General features: G+C 42.1%; 15 protein-coding genes. 14 read left to right on the top strand and 1 reads right to left on the bottom strand.

Annotation, left to right across the window (positions count from 1 at the left end):
* Positions 1-41: 41 nt before the first annotated feature.
* The 10 genes from BHE18_RS05535 (at position 42) to BHE18_RS05495 (ending at position 9,054) form a co-directional block, all read left to right on the top strand.
* A complete protein-coding gene (locus BHE18_RS05535; protein ID WP_071617610.1) occupies positions 42-569 on the top strand; it encodes a GNAT family N-acetyltransferase in 528 nt (175 codons plus the stop codon).
* Positions 570-764: 195 nt separating this feature from the next.
* Positions 765-1,532 carry a DeoR/GlpR family DNA-binding transcription regulator gene (locus BHE18_RS05530; RefSeq protein WP_071617609.1) on the top strand — a complete coding sequence of 256 codons (768 nt, stop codon included), beginning with the start codon at positions 765-767 and terminating at the stop codon, positions 1,530-1,532.
* Positions 1,533-1,682: 150 nt separating this feature from the next.
* The gene (locus BHE18_RS05525) at positions 1,683-2,243 is read left to right on the top strand and encodes a glycerol-3-phosphate responsive antiterminator (RefSeq protein ID WP_071617608.1); all 561 of its coding nucleotides are present in this window, start codon (positions 1,683-1,685) and stop codon (positions 2,241-2,243) included.
* Positions 2,244-2,521: 278 nt separating this feature from the next.
* Positions 2,522-3,352 (top strand): MIP/aquaporin family protein, encoded by an 831-nt coding sequence (locus BHE18_RS05520; protein ID WP_032088536.1) that lies wholly within the window; start codon positions 2,522-2,524, stop codon positions 3,350-3,352.
* A gap of 19 nt (positions 3,353-3,371) precedes the next feature.
* A complete protein-coding gene (gene glpK / locus BHE18_RS05515; RefSeq protein ID WP_071617607.1) occupies positions 3,372-4,862 on the top strand; it encodes a glycerol kinase GlpK in 1,491 nt (496 codons plus the stop codon).
* A gap of 199 nt (positions 4,863-5,061) precedes the next feature.
* Positions 5,062-6,723 (top strand): glycerol-3-phosphate dehydrogenase/oxidase, encoded by a 1,662-nt coding sequence (locus BHE18_RS05510; RefSeq protein ID WP_071617606.1) that lies wholly within the window; start codon positions 5,062-5,064, stop codon positions 6,721-6,723.
* A gap of 121 nt (positions 6,724-6,844) precedes the next feature.
* Positions 6,845-7,051 carry a hypothetical protein gene (locus tag BHE18_RS22670; protein WP_083573631.1) on the top strand — a complete coding sequence of 69 codons (207 nt, stop codon included), beginning with the start codon at positions 6,845-6,847 and terminating at the stop codon, positions 7,049-7,051.
* A gap of 46 nt (positions 7,052-7,097) precedes the next feature.
* Positions 7,098-7,289: a hypothetical protein gene (locus BHE18_RS22665; protein ID WP_083573630.1), complete on the top strand. Its 192-nt coding sequence runs from the start codon at positions 7,098-7,100 to the stop codon at positions 7,287-7,289.
* Between the two features lie 333 nt (positions 7,290-7,622).
* Positions 7,623-8,468 (top strand): SDR family oxidoreductase, encoded by an 846-nt coding sequence (locus BHE18_RS05500; protein ID WP_071617605.1) that lies wholly within the window; start codon positions 7,623-7,625, stop codon positions 8,466-8,468.
* Positions 8,469-8,625: 157 nt separating this feature from the next.
* Positions 8,626-9,054, top strand: a complete 429-nt coding sequence (locus BHE18_RS05495) for a DUF4064 domain-containing protein (RefSeq protein ID WP_071617604.1) — start codon at positions 8,626-8,628, stop codon at positions 9,052-9,054.
* A gap of 791 nt (positions 9,055-9,845) precedes the next feature.
* Here BHE18_RS05495 and BHE18_RS23925 read toward each other — a convergent pair.
* On the bottom strand, positions 9,846-9,941 hold the full coding sequence (locus BHE18_RS23925) for a putative holin-like toxin (RefSeq protein ID WP_224874344.1): 96 nt from the start codon (positions 9,939-9,941) through the stop codon (positions 9,846-9,848).
* Positions 9,942-10,208: 267 nt separating this feature from the next.
* Between BHE18_RS23925 and BHE18_RS05485 the strand changes: the two genes are divergently transcribed.
* From BHE18_RS05485 to BHE18_RS05470, 4 genes are all read left to right on the top strand, one after another.
* Positions 10,209-11,306 carry a M24 family metallopeptidase gene (locus BHE18_RS05485; RefSeq protein WP_071617602.1) on the top strand — a complete coding sequence of 366 codons (1,098 nt, stop codon included), beginning with the start codon at positions 10,209-10,211 and terminating at the stop codon, positions 11,304-11,306.
* A gap of 146 nt (positions 11,307-11,452) precedes the next feature.
* Positions 11,453-11,893: a DUF6376 family protein gene (locus BHE18_RS05480; RefSeq protein ID WP_071617601.1), complete on the top strand. Its 441-nt coding sequence runs from the start codon at positions 11,453-11,455 to the stop codon at positions 11,891-11,893.
* Positions 11,894-12,064: 171 nt separating this feature from the next.
* Positions 12,065-14,227 (top strand): DNA topoisomerase III, encoded by a 2,163-nt coding sequence (locus BHE18_RS05475; RefSeq protein WP_071617600.1) that lies wholly within the window; start codon positions 12,065-12,067, stop codon positions 14,225-14,227.
* A gap of 28 nt (positions 14,228-14,255) precedes the next feature.
* Positions 14,256-15,677, top strand: a complete 1,422-nt coding sequence (locus BHE18_RS05470) for a PAS domain S-box protein (RefSeq protein WP_071617599.1) — start codon at positions 14,256-14,258, stop codon at positions 15,675-15,677.
* Positions 15,678-15,764: the final 87 nt, after the last annotated feature.

Genomic DNA, 15,764 nt, shown 5'->3' with positions numbered 1-15,764 from the left:
GTAAACTATTTTAAATTTATTACTAAAGGAGAACAACAGGGATGGGGGAAAACGTCAGGCTGGTTAAACCGAATGCAGGATTGATGGATGAATACCTTGATTTTTACCGGGAGTGGAAAAATTCAGGGGAAGACATGGTTCCGTGGGTCATTAAGAAAGACCCTGCCGATTTTGATAAAATGATTCAATCATTGCTTGATGCAGAGAAAGGGGAAAATCTTCCGGAAGGCTGGGTGCCTGATTCCACTTATTGGATGACAGGAAAAGATGACCGGGTGATAGGGGTTGTCAATATACGTCATGCATTGACCGAAAATCTGTTGAATACTGGCGGGCATGTAGGATATGGGATCAGACCGGCGGAAAGAAGAAAAGGCTATGCGACGAAGCTTCTATCACTGTCACTGGAAAAAACAAAAGAACTTGGAATCCAAAAGACTCTGGTAGTCTGTGACAAATGGAATGAAGCATCAAAAAGGACGATCTTGAACAATGGAGGCATACCGGCGGATGACTTTGTCGAAGAGGACGGTAATGTGATCCTTCGTTTTTGGATAGAGATGGAATAAACATTATCAAGCATACTGACTGGAACCTGGGAGAGGTTATGTTTTGTTTCATATAGGGCGGAGACATTGACTGTCGATCATGATTTCGACGGTTTTTTTCTGCATGTACCTTTACTTCCCATACAAATAGAGAAATAATATGAATATGTATGCACGAAAATCATGACTATACATGCATAAAGGAGGTGAGATGAGGTGTTTTCTGAAGAAAGAAGAGAAAAAATCCTTGAGAAAGTAGTGGATAACGGCAGGGTGATGGCAAAAGATCTCGCAGATGAATTCCACGTATCGATTGATTCCATAAGGCGGGATTTATCCATCATGGAAGAAGAAGGCCTGCTGAAGAGGACACACGGTGGAGCAATCCCCAATCCGAAGGCAAGGAATAAGCCTCAGATGCCTGAAGAGCGGTATGGGAAAGCGAATCCAGGCCAGAAGGCAATTGCCCGATCAGCTGCAGGGTTAATTAATGAAGGTGAGACTGTATTCATAGGCGGAGCATCCATACATAACGCCATGCTTGAATACCTTCCAAGAAATATACCATATACTGTTGTCACAAATTCAGTGGAAGTCGCATACCGGATCAAGGAATACGCCAATATTGAAACCCTTTTGATCGGGGGAATGATGAAAGGATCCGGTAATATCACTGACAGCATCGCCAATGAATTTACAAAACAGTTCACGGTAGACGTTAATTTTGCTACAGCAGGCGGGATCTCCGCCCGTGGTTTGAGTACTTCCACACCCGAAGTGGCCGTCTTTCTCAAAACAGTCATGACACGTTCAAAGAAAAATATTGCATTGATGGAGCACCAGAAGTTAGGTGTAGATTTGTTTGCCGGATTGGATCTGCCTTTGTCAAAGGTCGACCTCTTAATAACGAATGACGAATCTGACAGAGAGAAAGTAGAAGTGTTTGAATCAGCGGGGGTAAAAGTCTGTATGGTGAGTGAGTAAAAAGTTTTTCACTTTTTAGAGGATGATCTGATTTTTGAAGGTTATTGGCTTTATTAAGACAGGTTATGTATAGATTTTTACCATCCTATTTTCCGGTTGTCCATGCGGAATAATGACTACTTCAAAACATAGAAACAGGAGGTGATATTCATGAGTTTCGAAGGGCAAAAAATTCTTCCTGCGGTCAGGTCAATGAAGGACTTTGATAAGATGCTTGAGACATCATTTGAATATGGTGTGTTCCTGGACCTTCATGTGGGTATGCTGAAAAGTGTTTTTCAATATGCAAGACAACAAAATCGAAAGATGTTCCTGCATATCGATCTTATTCACGGACTCTCTAATGATGAGTATGGGACAGAGTATATCTGCCAGGAAGTGAAACCATATGGGATCATTTCCACTAAGGGGAATGTGATAAAAAAAGCCCGGCAAAAAGGTGTATATGCCACGCAGAGAATGTTCGTGATCGACTCGAGCGCAATGAAGCGCAGCATAGACTTGATCTATAAAACAGAGCCGGATTACATTGAAATCCTGCCGGGAGTCATACCGAAAATCATAACAGAAATCCGGGAAAAGACCGGCAAGCCCATCTTTGCCGGGGGACTCATCGATACAATCGAGGAGGTGGAAGCAGCCATTGAGGCCGGTGCGACTGCCATCACCACATCAGACCGGACGTTATGGAAGCACTTTGATAAAAAGTAACTTCTCATTTTTAAACTAATCTCGGAATTATTTCCTGTTGACAACGTTTTCAATGCGTATTAACATAGTAGCCAAGTTAATACACTGTGCAGAGAGATAAAGAGACTTACGCAATTCATGCCTTTAAAGGGGGCCATGTTTCGTATGTCTCTTTTTAATTTTTAATAAAATCGTTTTCCTTTGAAGAAAATGGGTTATATAAAGTTAGAGTAATTACTATACCCAATTATGAAAACGGTCTCTTCACAGTCATCCCAATTTGAAATGAGGTTAAAGATATGACAGCATTCTTAGGAGAAGTGGTAGGAACAGCATTACTCATTATCTTTGGTGCAGGTGTATGCGCAAACGTTAATTTGAAAAAATCCTTTGCCTATAATTCCGGCTGGATCGTCATCACCTTTGGATGGGGGCTAGGGGTTGCCATGAGTGTTTATGCAGTCGGGCAATTCAGCGGGGCTCATTTAAACCCGGCGGTGACACTCGGACTCGCTTTCAACGGTGATTTTCCATGGAGTCAGGTACCGCAGTATATACTTGCACAGATGATCGGGGCGATCATCGGGGCTTCAATTACGTACTTGCATTTCCTGCCGCATTGGCATGCAACGAAGGATCCCGGCGTCAAACTGGGTGTATTCGCAACCGGTCCGGCCATTCCACATGTATTCTCTAATTTATTGAGCGAATTCATCGGTACATTTGTTTTGGTGGTAGGATTATTGTCAATCGGCGCGAATACTTTTACTGATGGATTAAATCCATTCATTGTAGGATTTTTGATCATCGCAATCGGGATTTCCCTGGGGGGGACAACCGGTTATGCCATCAATCCGGCGAGGGACCTCGGACCGAGGATTGCGCATTTCCTTCTTCCAATTCCGGGGAAAGGAACTTCGAATTGGGGATATTCCTGGATCCCGGTTTTAGGGCCTGCATTAGGGGGCTCATTCGGAGGGTTGTTTTACAAAGCGATCTTCACCGGTAAAGTGACTACCGGCTTTTGGGTTGTTTTAATCCTTACTTTAGCCATTCTGGGTGCAGCTTACTTAAGCGACAGGAAATTAACGCTATCTCAGAAAGTAGAAAAATTATCAACTGAAAACTAAGTTCACGGGAGGAATCATCATGGAAACATATATTTTATCATTGGATCAGGGGACGACGAGTTCAAGGGCGATTCTTTTTAACAAAAAGGGAGAGATCGTCCATACGAGCCAGAAAGAATTCACTCAGCATTTTCCTAAACCGGGCTGGGTGGAACATAATGCAAATGAAATTTGGGGATCGATCCTGTCCGTCATTGCAACCGTTTTATCAGAAGCAAATGTGAAGCCTGAGCAGATCGAAGGTATCGGAATTACAAATCAGCGTGAGACAACGGTTGTCTGGGATAAAGAGACGGGGACTCCGATTTATCATGCCATTGTGTGGCAGTCCCGACAGACAGCAGGGATTTGCGATGAGTTGAAGACACAGGGCCTCAATGATGCATTCCGGGAAAAGACAGGTTTATTGATTGATGCTTATTTCTCGGGAACAAAAGTGAAATGGATCCTGGATAATGTAGAAGGGGCTAGGGAAAAAGCAGAAAAGGGACAACTCCTATTCGGTACGATCGATACTTGGCTTATCTGGAAGATGTCAGGCGGCAAGGCTCACGTGACAGATTATTCAAATGCCTCACGGACACTTATGTACAATATCCATGAGTTAAAGTGGGACAGCGAACTTCTTGAAATCCTTGGAGTACCTGAATCCATGCTGCCTGAGGTACGTCCTTCTTCAGAAGTATACGCCAAGACGATCCCTCATCACTTCTTCGGACAGGAAATTCCGATTGCAGGTGCAGCGGGAGACCAGCAGGCTGCTCTTTTCGGTCAAGCGTGCTATGAAAAGGGAATGGGTAAAAACACGTATGGTACAGGCTGCTTCATGCTTATGAACACCGGAGATAAAGCCGTGAAATCAGATAATGGCCTTCTGACAACCCTTGCGTGGGGAATTGATGGCAAAGTGGAATACGCATTGGAAGGAAGCATCTTTGTAGCCGGTTCTGCCATCCAATGGCTGCGTGATGGTCTCCGCATGCTAAAAGAGTCCAAAGATAGTGAGATATACGCAGAAAAAGTAGAATCGACTGATGGCGTTTATGTAGTCCCTGCATTCGTAGGACTCGGTACTCCATATTGGGACAGTGATGTCCGCGGCGCGGTATTTGGACTGACACGCGGGACTTCGAAAGAGCATTTCGTGCGTGCAACGCTGGAATCGCTCGCATATCAGACAAGGGATGTACTTTCGGCAATGGAAGCAGATTCGGGTATCGCACTGAAAAAACTCCGTGTAGATGGCGGAGCTGTGAAAAATGACTTCCTGATGCAATTCCAGAGCGACATTTTAAATGTTCCGGTTGAAAGGCCGGTGGTCAATGAAACGACAGCTCTTGGTGCTGCATACCTTGCAGGACTTGCTGTAGGATATTGGAAAGATCGTGAAGAAATTTCGAAACAATGGAAGAAAGACAGTGAATTCGAGCCGGGGATGACGAAAGAAAACCGTGAAGAATTGTATGCAGGCTGGAAAAAAGCAGTGAAGGCAGCAATGGCTTTTAAATAAGATTCGTTTGTGTTATAATCAATTTAAGTTAATAAATCGGTAAGAGATCCAGAGAGACCAAGCTTCATTATGGATGAAAATCCATAATGTTAGTTTTGGTCTCTTTTTTTATGGATATACACTTACTATAATGTGCATTTATAAACAGAGTCGAAATTATTAATCCCTATACAAATTGTTATTTAGGAGGATATACATTATGACGTTTTCAAGTACAGCAAGACAGGAAATTAAAAATCAATTGCAATCTGAACATTATGACCTTATCGTCATTGGCGGCGGTATCACGGGTGCCGGAATCGCACTTGATGCTTCAAAGCGCGGCATGAAGGTGGCACTGGTCGAAATGCAGGACTTTGCTGCAGGAACATCAAGCCGGTCAACTAAACTTGTTCATGGAGGACTGCGTTATTTAAAGCAATTCGAAGTGAAAATGGTAGCCGAAGTAGGGAAAGAACGTGAAATCGTCTATGAAAACGGTCCGCATGTGACAACTCCGGAATGGATGCTTCTGCCTCTTCATAAAGGCGGTACATTCGGTAAGTTCAGTACGTCAATCGGATTGAAGGTATATGATTATCTTGCAGGTGTTAAAAGAAATGAAAGAAGATCCATGCTTTCTTCTGCAGAGACCCTTTCTAAAGAGCCGCTTGTGAAAAAGGAAGGTTTGAAAGGCGGAGGATATTATGTTGAATACCGTACGGATGATGCCCGCCTGACAATCGAAGTAATGAAGGAAGCGATTGCGCATGGTGCAACAGCCATCAACTACACAAAATCCCAGCGATTCCTTTACGAAAATAAAAAAGTAGTCGGCATAGAAGCCGAGGATCTTCTAAATGGTGACACGATTGAAATAAGAGGGACGAAAATCGTCAATGCTGCAGGTCCATGGGTTGATGAAGTCAGAGGAAAAGACTACAGCACCAATAATAAACAGCTCCGTCTGACTAAGGGAGTGCATATTGTCATCGATCAAAGCAAATTCCCTCTGCGCCAGGCTGTTTATTTTGACACACCTGACGGACGCATGGTCTTTGCAATTCCGAGAAATGGAAAAGCATACGTGGGTACAACTGATACTTTTTATGATAAAAACAAAGCGACCCCACAAATGACAACGGAAGACAGGGATTATATCCTTAACGCGATTCACTATATGTTTCCGGATGTAAATGTCTCAGAAGAAGATGTGGAATCCAGCTGGGCCGGAATCCGCCCGCTCATATTCGAAAAAGGAAAGGATCCTTCTGAAATCTCCCGTAAAGATGAAATTTGGGAAGGAGAGAGCGGCCTCATTACAATCGCCGGCGGAAAGCTCACAGGTTACCGCAAGATGGCCGAGACGGTTGTAGATCTTGTTTCAAAACGTTTGAAGGAAGAAGTTAAGAAGAAATTCCCTGCTTCTGCAACCAAACACATGCCGATTTCCGGAGGTCATGTAGGAGGATCGAAAAATTTGCCTGCATTTATAGACCAAAAGTCAAAAGAAGCCGTTCAATACGGATTGACCGAGGCAGAAGGGCGTAAGCTTGCAGGCATGTACGGGTCAAACGTCGATCAGTTGTTCAAGCTCGCTCATGCCTACAGCGGATCTTCCGAAGCCAGTGAAGTGCCAGTCACGTTGTATGCACAGCTCATTTATGCCATCCAGGAAGAGATGGCTGCAACACCTGTTGACTTCTTCATCCGCAGGACCGGTGCAATGTTCTTTGACCGTGAGTGGGTAGAGAAGTGGCACGAACCGGCAATCGACATTATGGCCAAATTACTGAACTGGAGTGAGGAACAAAAAGTTCAATTCACTTCAAGCTTAAAGAAAGAGCTTAAAAATGCTGTAGTACCGGTCGATCAGCAGTAATATTTTCTTCAGCAGGGTAAATGCACCCTGCTGAATTTTTTATATAAAAACCAACAAAAAATGCCTCCGGAATTCTGCCTGTTTGGTATAATGGGAAAACAAGGAAAAATGAGGGCTTCACGTGAAGTTATATAATGCAAAAGACTATATGAAAATAGCGGGCATGAATGAAGCGGTACAAAATGTACATGCAGAAATTTATCCTGATCATTTTAAAGAGTATTGTTATGAAGAAATTAAGCAGTTTTTAAAAATATTATTTCAAAGCCAGATCATTTCTTTTTCATCCTTGAGGATAAAGACCGGTCGATTGATTATGCTTGGGTGAAATTAAACATTACCCAGAAAATCCATTCAAGAAGTAATATAAGTTTTTGTTCATAAACCAAATAAGCATTGAAGAACATTCACGGGAAAAGGAATACGGGACATATATGATGAACGAACTGTTTCGCCTGGCAGCGGATAAGCAAATATCCAGGATCGAGCTGGATTATTGGCGTAATAATAAGATGGCTAAGGACTTCAAAGCAGGGATTTACGAGTTACAGGGAATACGCATTTAAAGAGCTGGGTATACGGGGATGAAGAAGGATTCATCAGCAATGAAGGGGAGGAAGTGGCTGCCCTTCCTGCAAAATAGGGAATAGCATGATATGCTTAAAATTATATAAATATATGAATTCGTGCGGAAATCAACACTCTCTTATGTGCATCGAAGCAGAGAAGCATTCTTAACCATATGCTGTATTTGAAACTTAAGCGATAAACTAGTAGTATGAGATATGAAATTGACACCATATCCTCGATTTTGGCGGCTTCAATGGGATGAAGCCGCCTTTTTTCTATGATTATTAATATCGGTATAATATTATTCGTAATAAAGGGCGTGATTTACTGTGAATAAAAAAATCGCCATCGTGACTGGTGCAAATAGCGGGTTTGGCTTACTTTCATCGATCGAGCTCGCAGAGTGTGGATATAAGGTACTGGCAACAATGCGTGACCTTTCGAAATCGGGAGAATTAATGGATAGTGCAAAGGATAAAGGAGTGGAGGCACTCATCATACCCCTTCCACTTGATGTCACATCAGCGGTTTCAATTCAGAATTTCAAAAATGATCTTACCCAAGGATATGACTCGATTGATCTCTTATTGAACAACGCAGGTTTTGCAATTGGAGGTTTTGCAGAAGAAGTTGATCTTAAAGAATATAGGGAGCAATTTGAGACAAATGTATTTGGTGTGATGGCCGTCACTCAAGTTGTATTACCGTTCATGAGGAAGCAGCGGAAGGGAAAAATCATCAATATGGGCAGTATCAGCGGACGTTTCGGGTTTCCCGGATTAAGCCCATATGTATCTTCAAAACATGCTCTTGAAGGTTACAGCGAAAGTCTCAGGCTGGAATTAAAGCCGTTTGGGATTGAAGTTTTTTTGATCGAACCTGGTTCATACCAGACGAATATCTGGACTACAGGGATGAAGGTGGCATCCGGATCACTTATTAAAGAATCGCCTTATCATACATATATGGAAAAAATCCAATCTGAGATGGAAGCGGGTCAGTCCAGCTTGGGTAATCCGGCTGAAATAGCAGCCATCGTAGGAGCTATAGGAACAGGTAAAATATCCAGATTCAGAATACCGGCAGGGAAAGGGACCAGGTTTGCCATCCTATTGAAAAGCATCCTTCCTTGGAGCATTATTGAAAAAATCGTACTGAATAAGTTGAATTTCTAGCTTTTGAAAGAGTTATCTGAATTATGGGACTTCCGATTCGTTGAAGGAGAATTTTGTCAAAAGATAGAATTACATAGGAAAGCATGATCACATTCGTGATATGTTTGAGAACTCTCAATATAATCTTAAAGAGTGATTGGTGAAGGAGATGTTATGAATGGTTAAAAGAACTGGAGAAGTAGTGATGGGAATCATCGGAATTGTTTTGTCAGCTTTATTTTCAATCATTGGAATCGTAACAAATATGAGTATTGACGATCCAATGGTCATGGAAGAAATGGAAAAGATGATCGAAAGCGATCCTGCAATTACGACCCAGGATTCGTCATTTATTTTAGGGATTGCGGAGTCAATGGGATGGTACCTTATCCTGATTGGAGTCATCGCTTCCATCCTTGGCCTCATTGCGGTGCTGACGATTGTAAAAAATAGAAAACCGATCCTTTCGGGCATCATGTTCATTCTCGCCGCCCTGGTGATTGGAGTCGGAACCATCGGGTTCGGCTTTGTCCCCGGCCTGCTTTTCTTGATTGCGGGAATTATGGCATTTGTCCGCAAACCGAAACCAAGTGAAACGGTATATTAGGCAAGAAACTGTTTGAAGAGGCTGGGACAAAACTGTTTTAGTCTAAGTAAAACCCGAACTAATTTGCACAAGACTAGACAAATTAGTTCGGGTTTTAAATTTATCCAATGTACATTTAGATTTTAGCTCCAGCGGTTGATTGGAGTGCAAGACGAAGACTTCTGCGGGAAAAGTAGCTTATGTGAGACCTGTCTAGCTACGGCGGCTAGCCCCTCGAGGTCATAAGCTAAATGGTCCAAGAAGGCAAAAAGCACCTTCTCGGTCCATTCATCTTATGCTTGTCGGGGCTGAACGAGCCGCCTCCGCTTTTCTATTTGTCTAGCTGCAGGGCTTAGAGGCACATGTCATAAGTCAAACCGACCAAGAAGGCAAAGAACGCCTTCGTGGCCGATTCGTCTTATGCCACACGTCTCTGAGCAAAGCCCTTCCGCTTTTCTTCCCGCAGGCTTGCCGAGGAGGCTCACGGGCTACCCGCGGAAAGCGAAGTCTTGCACGGAAATCATTAGCGGTATAAAGAACCTATACTCTTATTTTATTTATCATATCTACATCCAATCAAAATATATTATCATTAACATATTCTTCAATTGGAGAAAAACCCCTTTTCTTTCTAACTTCTTGATTTTCTTTAACTTCTATACTATCTTGAAAGTAGAGCATAACTAATAACAAAGAGACACCGGTTGCAGCCGATGTCTCTTGCCACACAGCAACTGCAAGGAAAGCAGTGGCCCAATAAAGAAAGGAAATAACTCTGCCCTTCCAAGTTCAGGCGCTTAACGAGGGTGGGGTTATTTCTTATTGTCATTCGAAATAACAATGGCAATGATGGAGACGATCAAAGAGCTAAAAGTAATCATTAGCGTTAAAGCCTCATACGTTGTCACTATAGGCACCACCTCCTTTAGCCAGGAAGTGGCCACTCCCACCCTACATCTGCTGTGTATCAAAATTATATCATATAAAGCTCCCGCCAATTATAGGAAAGAGGTAGGAAAAGCACCACCTTGACAAAAAAACGCAAGGGTCTCCTCTGACAACCCATTGATCGGCTGATAGCGAACATTTCACGGAAAGATAAAAATATGTTAGCATGAATATGCTCATTAAATACGATTACATATAAACTTATGAAATAGTGGGAGGAACAACAAATGCACCAAAGATTAGAGACTTTCCAACAATGGCTGAAAGATGAAAATATTGAAGCTGCTTTTATCAATTCAACGGAGAATGTTTTTTATCTTACTAATTTCCTCACAGATCCCCATGAGAGGCTGATGGGTCTATTCATTTTCCCTGATGCTGAACCATTTTTCGTGGTACCTGGAATGGAAGCCAGACAAGCAAAGGACGCCGGCTGGTCAGGCGAGATTATCGGCTACTCTGATCATGAGGATCCTTGGGACTTCATTAAACAAGCAATCAGTAAACGCGGACCCATTGGAAATAGGGCAGCTATCGAAAAGGATGTTTTGACATTTGGGCGCAGTGAAGCGTTTTTATCCATCTTTAACGAACCAGAGGTTGTCAATGTGGAAGATAAATTAAACGACATGCGCGTGGTGAAAGATGAAAAAGAAATCGAGATTATGAGACGCGCGGCCCAGATGGCGGATTTCGGTGTAGAGGTAGGGGAAGCAGCCCTCAAGGAAGGCATAACCGAAATGGAAGTCCTGGCTAAGATCGAGTATGAATTGAAGAAAAAAGGAATCAGGGAAATGTCCTTCTCAACAATGGTATTGTTCGGTGAGAAGGCAGGCGATCCACACGGCAATCCCGGAGACAGAAAGCTGAAAGCTGGTGACTTTGTCCTGTTCGATCTGGGAGTGGTCCTTGAAGGGTACACATCTGATATCACCAGGACCTTTGCTTATAAATCCGTTTCGGACAAACAAAGGGAAATATACGAAACTGTTCTTAAAGCAGAGCTTGCTTCCCTTGAAGCGAGCAAGCCTGGCACAAGGATTGGAGACCTGGATCAGATTGCCCGTGATATCATCATGGAAGCAGGATATGGAGATCACTTCCCTCACCGCATCGGTCACGGCCTTGGGATCAACGTCCATGAATTTCCTTCGATGAGCCACTTGAACGACGGCATCCTAAAAAAAGGCATGACTTATACAATCGAACCGGGAATCTATGTACCTGAAATCGGCGGAGTAAGAATTGAAGATGATGTACTCATTACAGAAGACGGTCACGAAACTCTAACCAAATTCCCTAAGGAACTTCAAATTATTGAGTGAAAGGAGGAGAGCTGGTGCAATATCAGCTCTTCTTTTGTTTTTTGTCATACGACTTAAATGATAAGTCAGCGTCAGACGATTTAAGTTGAAACTTATCTGCGGTTCATACGTATAAACTATTATCAAGCATTAAAAAGGAGAGAGCTATGAAAAAATTTATATTAGTACTATTATCACTATCCCTTCTTACCGGCTGCGGATTATTAGAAGAAGCCAATAACAGCTTAACGTACGTAGAAGAAATGACTGATTACTTGAACGAAGCTGAACAGTTTGCCAATGATTTTCCTGCCCTGGTGGAGAACGCTTCTGCAAACAGTTCCGCCTTACCTGAACTAGAAGGACGCCTAAACGACATGAAATCGGAAATAGAAGAAATAAACAATCTTACCCCTCCTTCAATGGCAGAAGATATTCATGCAAAGGTGACGGATTATAACAATAAAGCACTTCAGGGCATCGAACAGGCTCAGACTCAAATCGATAAAGGGGAAGTAAGCTTAAGTGAGCTTCAAAGCCTTGAAGTCGTCAAAACGTTCAATCAGCTTCAGGAAATAAAAGGAAACTTAGAAAACTTAGGGCAATAAAGGTACGAGTGGTGCAGTAATATAAATGAATATTGCTGTACCATTTTTTTATTGGATTTTTTTCTCTTGTCAAATACATTTAAGACGGGGGGAATTTAGGATTTTTCAGAACAAAGGTTCGGAAAAACATGTTATAATGAGGAAATAATAAAGATGAACAGGAGACATTCGATGAAAGTTGTGATTGCCGAAAAACCCGATCAAGGAGCAACTTTAGCCAAGCCGTTTCCACATAGGAAGAAACAAGGTTACATAGAAATTCAGCCGAATGAAATTTTTCCCGAGGGAGCATATGTTACTTGGGCAGTCGGACATTTGTTTGGACTGCAGGCTCCCGAAAAGTATGAAGGCAAATGGAAAAAATGGACGCTTGATGAGTTGCCGATCATCCCGGCTCGTTTTCAATATGAACTGTCAAGAGCAAAGGCAAAGCAGTTTGGAATTATCAAAAAGCTTCTTCAAAATAATGATGTAGGTGAAATCATCCATGCAGGAGATGCAGGGCGCGAAGGAGAATTGATCATTCGAAACATCATCTCTATGGCACGCGTGCAAAAACCTATGAAAAGATTGTGGATATCTTCACTGACGGAAAAAGCGATACTAAATGGCTTTAAGAATCTGAAGGAAGAACACGAGCTCCGCAACCTTTACTATGAAGCCTATTCGCGTGCATGCGCCGATTGGCTGGTTGGTATGAATGCTTCGAGAGTTTACAGTATCCTGCTGAAACAGCAGGGAATGTCGGATGTGTTTTCAGCTGGGCGTGTGCAGACCCCTACGCTTGCACTTATTGTAAAACGGGATGAGGAAATCGAACGATTCAACAGTGAACCCTTCTGGGAAGTGAAGGCTGATTTTCAGTTTGGAGAACACTCTTATGAGGGCACATGGCAAAAGGAAGGAGAAAGCCGAATTCAAAGTGATGAACTTGCGAGGAAAATCGCTTTATTTTGTAAGGATAAACCGGCTGTGATTAAAGATGTGAAAACGGAAAGAAAAGAGTTTTCACCTCCTATGCTGTTCAATCTTTCTGCATTACAAGCAACCATCAATAAGATGTTCAAGTTTTCTCCAAAGAAAACGCTTGATATACTTCAAAAGCTTTATCAAAAAGGCATTGTATCTTATCCCCGGTCAGATTCCCAATATGTAACCAAAGGGGAGGCGGAGACATTTCCCGATATACTGAACAAATTAAAGCAGTTTGAACCTTATCATCAATGGATCCCGGTTCCTCACATGAGCTTGATCAATAACAAGAGGTTTGTTAATGACGCCAAGGTATCCGATCACTATGCCATCATCCCGACCGAACAGGTTACCGACCCCTCTTCTTTGTCACCTGACGAGAGAAAGATATATGATGTCATCATTAAACGCTTTATCGCGGCTCATCACGAGAAGGCAATCATGAATTACACCTCGATTGTAACAATTGTCGATGGACGTGCTGAGTTTATTTCAAAAGGAAAACAGATTCTCCAGGAAGGCTGGAGAAAGATCATCATTGAAAATGAAAAAGAGAAGGATCCTCTGCTGCCTCCTGTGAATAAAGAAGATCAGGGCATGGTGAAAAAAGTAAATATAAAGGAAGGCAAGACCCAGCCTCCTAAAAGATACACAGAAGGTCAGTTAATTACCTTGATGAAAACGGCAGGGAAGTACATTGAAAATGATGAACTTGAGAAAGTTCTGATGAAAACGGAAGGACTGGGGACGGAAGCGACACGGGCCGGCATCATCACCATGCTGAAAGATCGTCAATATATCACGATACAGAAAAATATCGTATATCCAACCGATAAAGCAAAAGTACTTATCAGGGCGATAGGTGAAAACGTACTTGCCTCTGCTGAAATGACGGCGAAGTGGGAGCAGCGGCTGCACCAAATAGGAGATGGAAAAGCTTCAGCTCCCGAGTTTATGGAACAAGTGAAGAAATTGAGTCACTCCCTGGTGAATAATGCGTTACAGGAAGCGGGATCGTGGAGTTTCGCGGATCTCGATACAGCATCCATACAGCGCAAAAATGAGAAATACGGAAAACGGGGAAGTAAAGAAAGCCTGGGCGCTTGCTTGAAGTGCGGGGGTAAAGTCATTGACAAAGGAAAGTTTTATGGCTGCACCAATTATCAAAAAACAAAATGCAGCTTTACGATTTCAAAAACGATCCTATCCAAAAAGATTACAGGTACTGTTATCAAAAAAGTGTTAAAAGACGGAAAGTCAGATCGCATTGACGGGTTTAAAAAGGGGGATAAGCAATTTTCTGCTTACCTTGGATGGGATCCTCAGCAAAAAAAGATCCAATTTTTATTTGATGTAAACTAGGTGACAAATGAAATGAGGCGGTGACATCTTGCTGGCAGCCAGTCTGTTTAAAGAAGTTTTCTATCAATCAAGAATCCCTCAGCTAGTAATGACGTTAGATGAGACGAAGGTGATGGTCAATCCCGCTTTCAAACAATTTATCGGTTATAAAGATGAAACTTGGCAATGGAGTTCACTAAAGGATTTTTCCCATCCCGAAGATTATGAAGTCGATATGAAATTCCTCGGGGAAGTCATCGAAGGAAACCGCCATGAGTATCATATGGAGAAGCGCTTCATCACAAGGACAGGAGAGATAAAGACAGGAGATTTGCATGTATCTCTCATACAAGATCAAGGGGTGTCCTATGTACTGGGACAGGTAATCGATATTACAGAAAAGAAAGAAATAGAAGTAAAGAAACAAAAAAGTGATGAAAAATACCGCCTGCTTGCTGAAAATTCATCAGATATCATCAATCTTCATGAGCCTGATGGGTCTTATATTTATATATCTCCCTCTATCTCTTCACTTGGTTTCTCTCCAGATGAATTGATAGGGAGACACCCATTTGATATTATTCATCCGGAAGATCAACAGAAAATAGAAGAATTATTAACCACTTTAAACGAAGCGAACAATGTCATCCAGGTCACTTATAGGGTGATGGGAAGTGAAGGGGATTACAGCTGGTTTGAAAGTGTCCTGAAAGCTATCTTTGATCCAGTAACAAGAGGGATCCTCAATGTAGTGTCTGTCTCCCGTAATATTGAGGAACGGCGTATGATTGAGGAACAAATTAAAAAGTCGGAGAAGCTTGCTGTGATTGGGCAAATGGCTGCTGCAGTTGCTCACGAGATAAGGAATCCGCTTACTCCGATTAAAGGGTTCCTTCAATTATGCGATGATAAGAAACAGTACAACGAAGAATATTTAAAAGTTGTAGTGAAAGAGATCAATAGAATGGAAGAAATCATTACGGACTTCTTATATCTTGCCAAGCCCCAGGGTATTTTGCGTAATTCTCTAAATATAGAGGAATTGCTGAAAGAAGTTATCACGATTGTTGAAACTGGAATAAAAACTAAAAATGGTGTCATAACCATGAATGCGGTTGAGCAAAATGTATCTCTATATGGCTGTCCTAATGGAATGAAGCAGGTCTTTTTCAATATCATTCAAAACGCCATAGATGCTATTTCAGTTAATGGAAGTATCGAAATTGAAACAGCTGTTGAAGGAAATAAATTCCATATACTCATAAAAGATGATGGAGAAGGCATTCCACAAGAAGTATTTAAGCATTTAGGAGAGCCGTTTTATTCAACTAAAGAAAAAGGGACCGGATTGGGCTTACTGATTTCTCACAAAATCATAGAAAATCACAGCGGAAGCATAGCTTATGAATCAAACTATGGGGATGGAACAACAGTGAAAATCAGCTTACCGCTTCAAAACAGTGATGCGTAGTAATGCATCGCTGTTTTTATTATGTATTGAAAATAGAAAGAATTCTCCCCTCCACGTTTAATTCCTGTCAGAAAGGATAAAACAACT

Source organism: Rossellomorea aquimaris, assembly GCF_001877785.1.
In the GTDB taxonomy this organism is placed as follows: domain Bacteria; phylum Bacillota; class Bacilli; order Bacillales; family Bacillaceae_B; genus Rossellomorea; species Rossellomorea aquimaris_A.
Note: the sequence above shows the minus strand (reverse complement) of the source record. Positions and strands in the feature narration are given on the sequence as shown.

What these genes read in the sequence shown, in the direction of transcription:
- BHE18_RS05535 (WP_071617610.1), top strand. Translation starts at nt 42, where the DNA reads ATGGGGGAAAACGTCAGGCTGGTTAAACCGAATGCAGGATTGATGGAT.
- BHE18_RS05525 (WP_071617608.1), top strand. Translation starts at nt 1,683, where the DNA reads ATGAGTTTCGAAGGGCAAAAAATTCTTCCTGCGGTCAGGTCAATGAAG.
- BHE18_RS05520 (WP_032088536.1), top strand. Translation starts at nt 2,522, where the DNA reads ATGACAGCATTCTTAGGAGAAGTGGTAGGAACAGCATTACTCATTATC.
- glpK (WP_071617607.1), top strand. Translation starts at nt 3,372, where the DNA reads ATGGAAACATATATTTTATCATTGGATCAGGGGACGACGAGTTCAAGG.
- BHE18_RS05510 (WP_071617606.1), top strand. Translation starts at nt 5,062, where the DNA reads ATGACGTTTTCAAGTACAGCAAGACAGGAAATTAAAAATCAATTGCAA.
- BHE18_RS05495 (WP_071617604.1), top strand. Translation starts at nt 8,626, where the DNA reads ATGGTTAAAAGAACTGGAGAAGTAGTGATGGGAATCATCGGAATTGTT.
- BHE18_RS05485 (WP_071617602.1), top strand. Translation starts at nt 10,209, where the DNA reads ATGCACCAAAGATTAGAGACTTTCCAACAATGGCTGAAAGATGAAAAT.
- BHE18_RS05480 (WP_071617601.1), top strand. Translation starts at nt 11,453, where the DNA reads ATGAAAAAATTTATATTAGTACTATTATCACTATCCCTTCTTACCGGC.
- BHE18_RS05475 (WP_071617600.1), top strand. Translation starts at nt 12,065, where the DNA reads ATGAAAGTTGTGATTGCCGAAAAACCCGATCAAGGAGCAACTTTAGCC.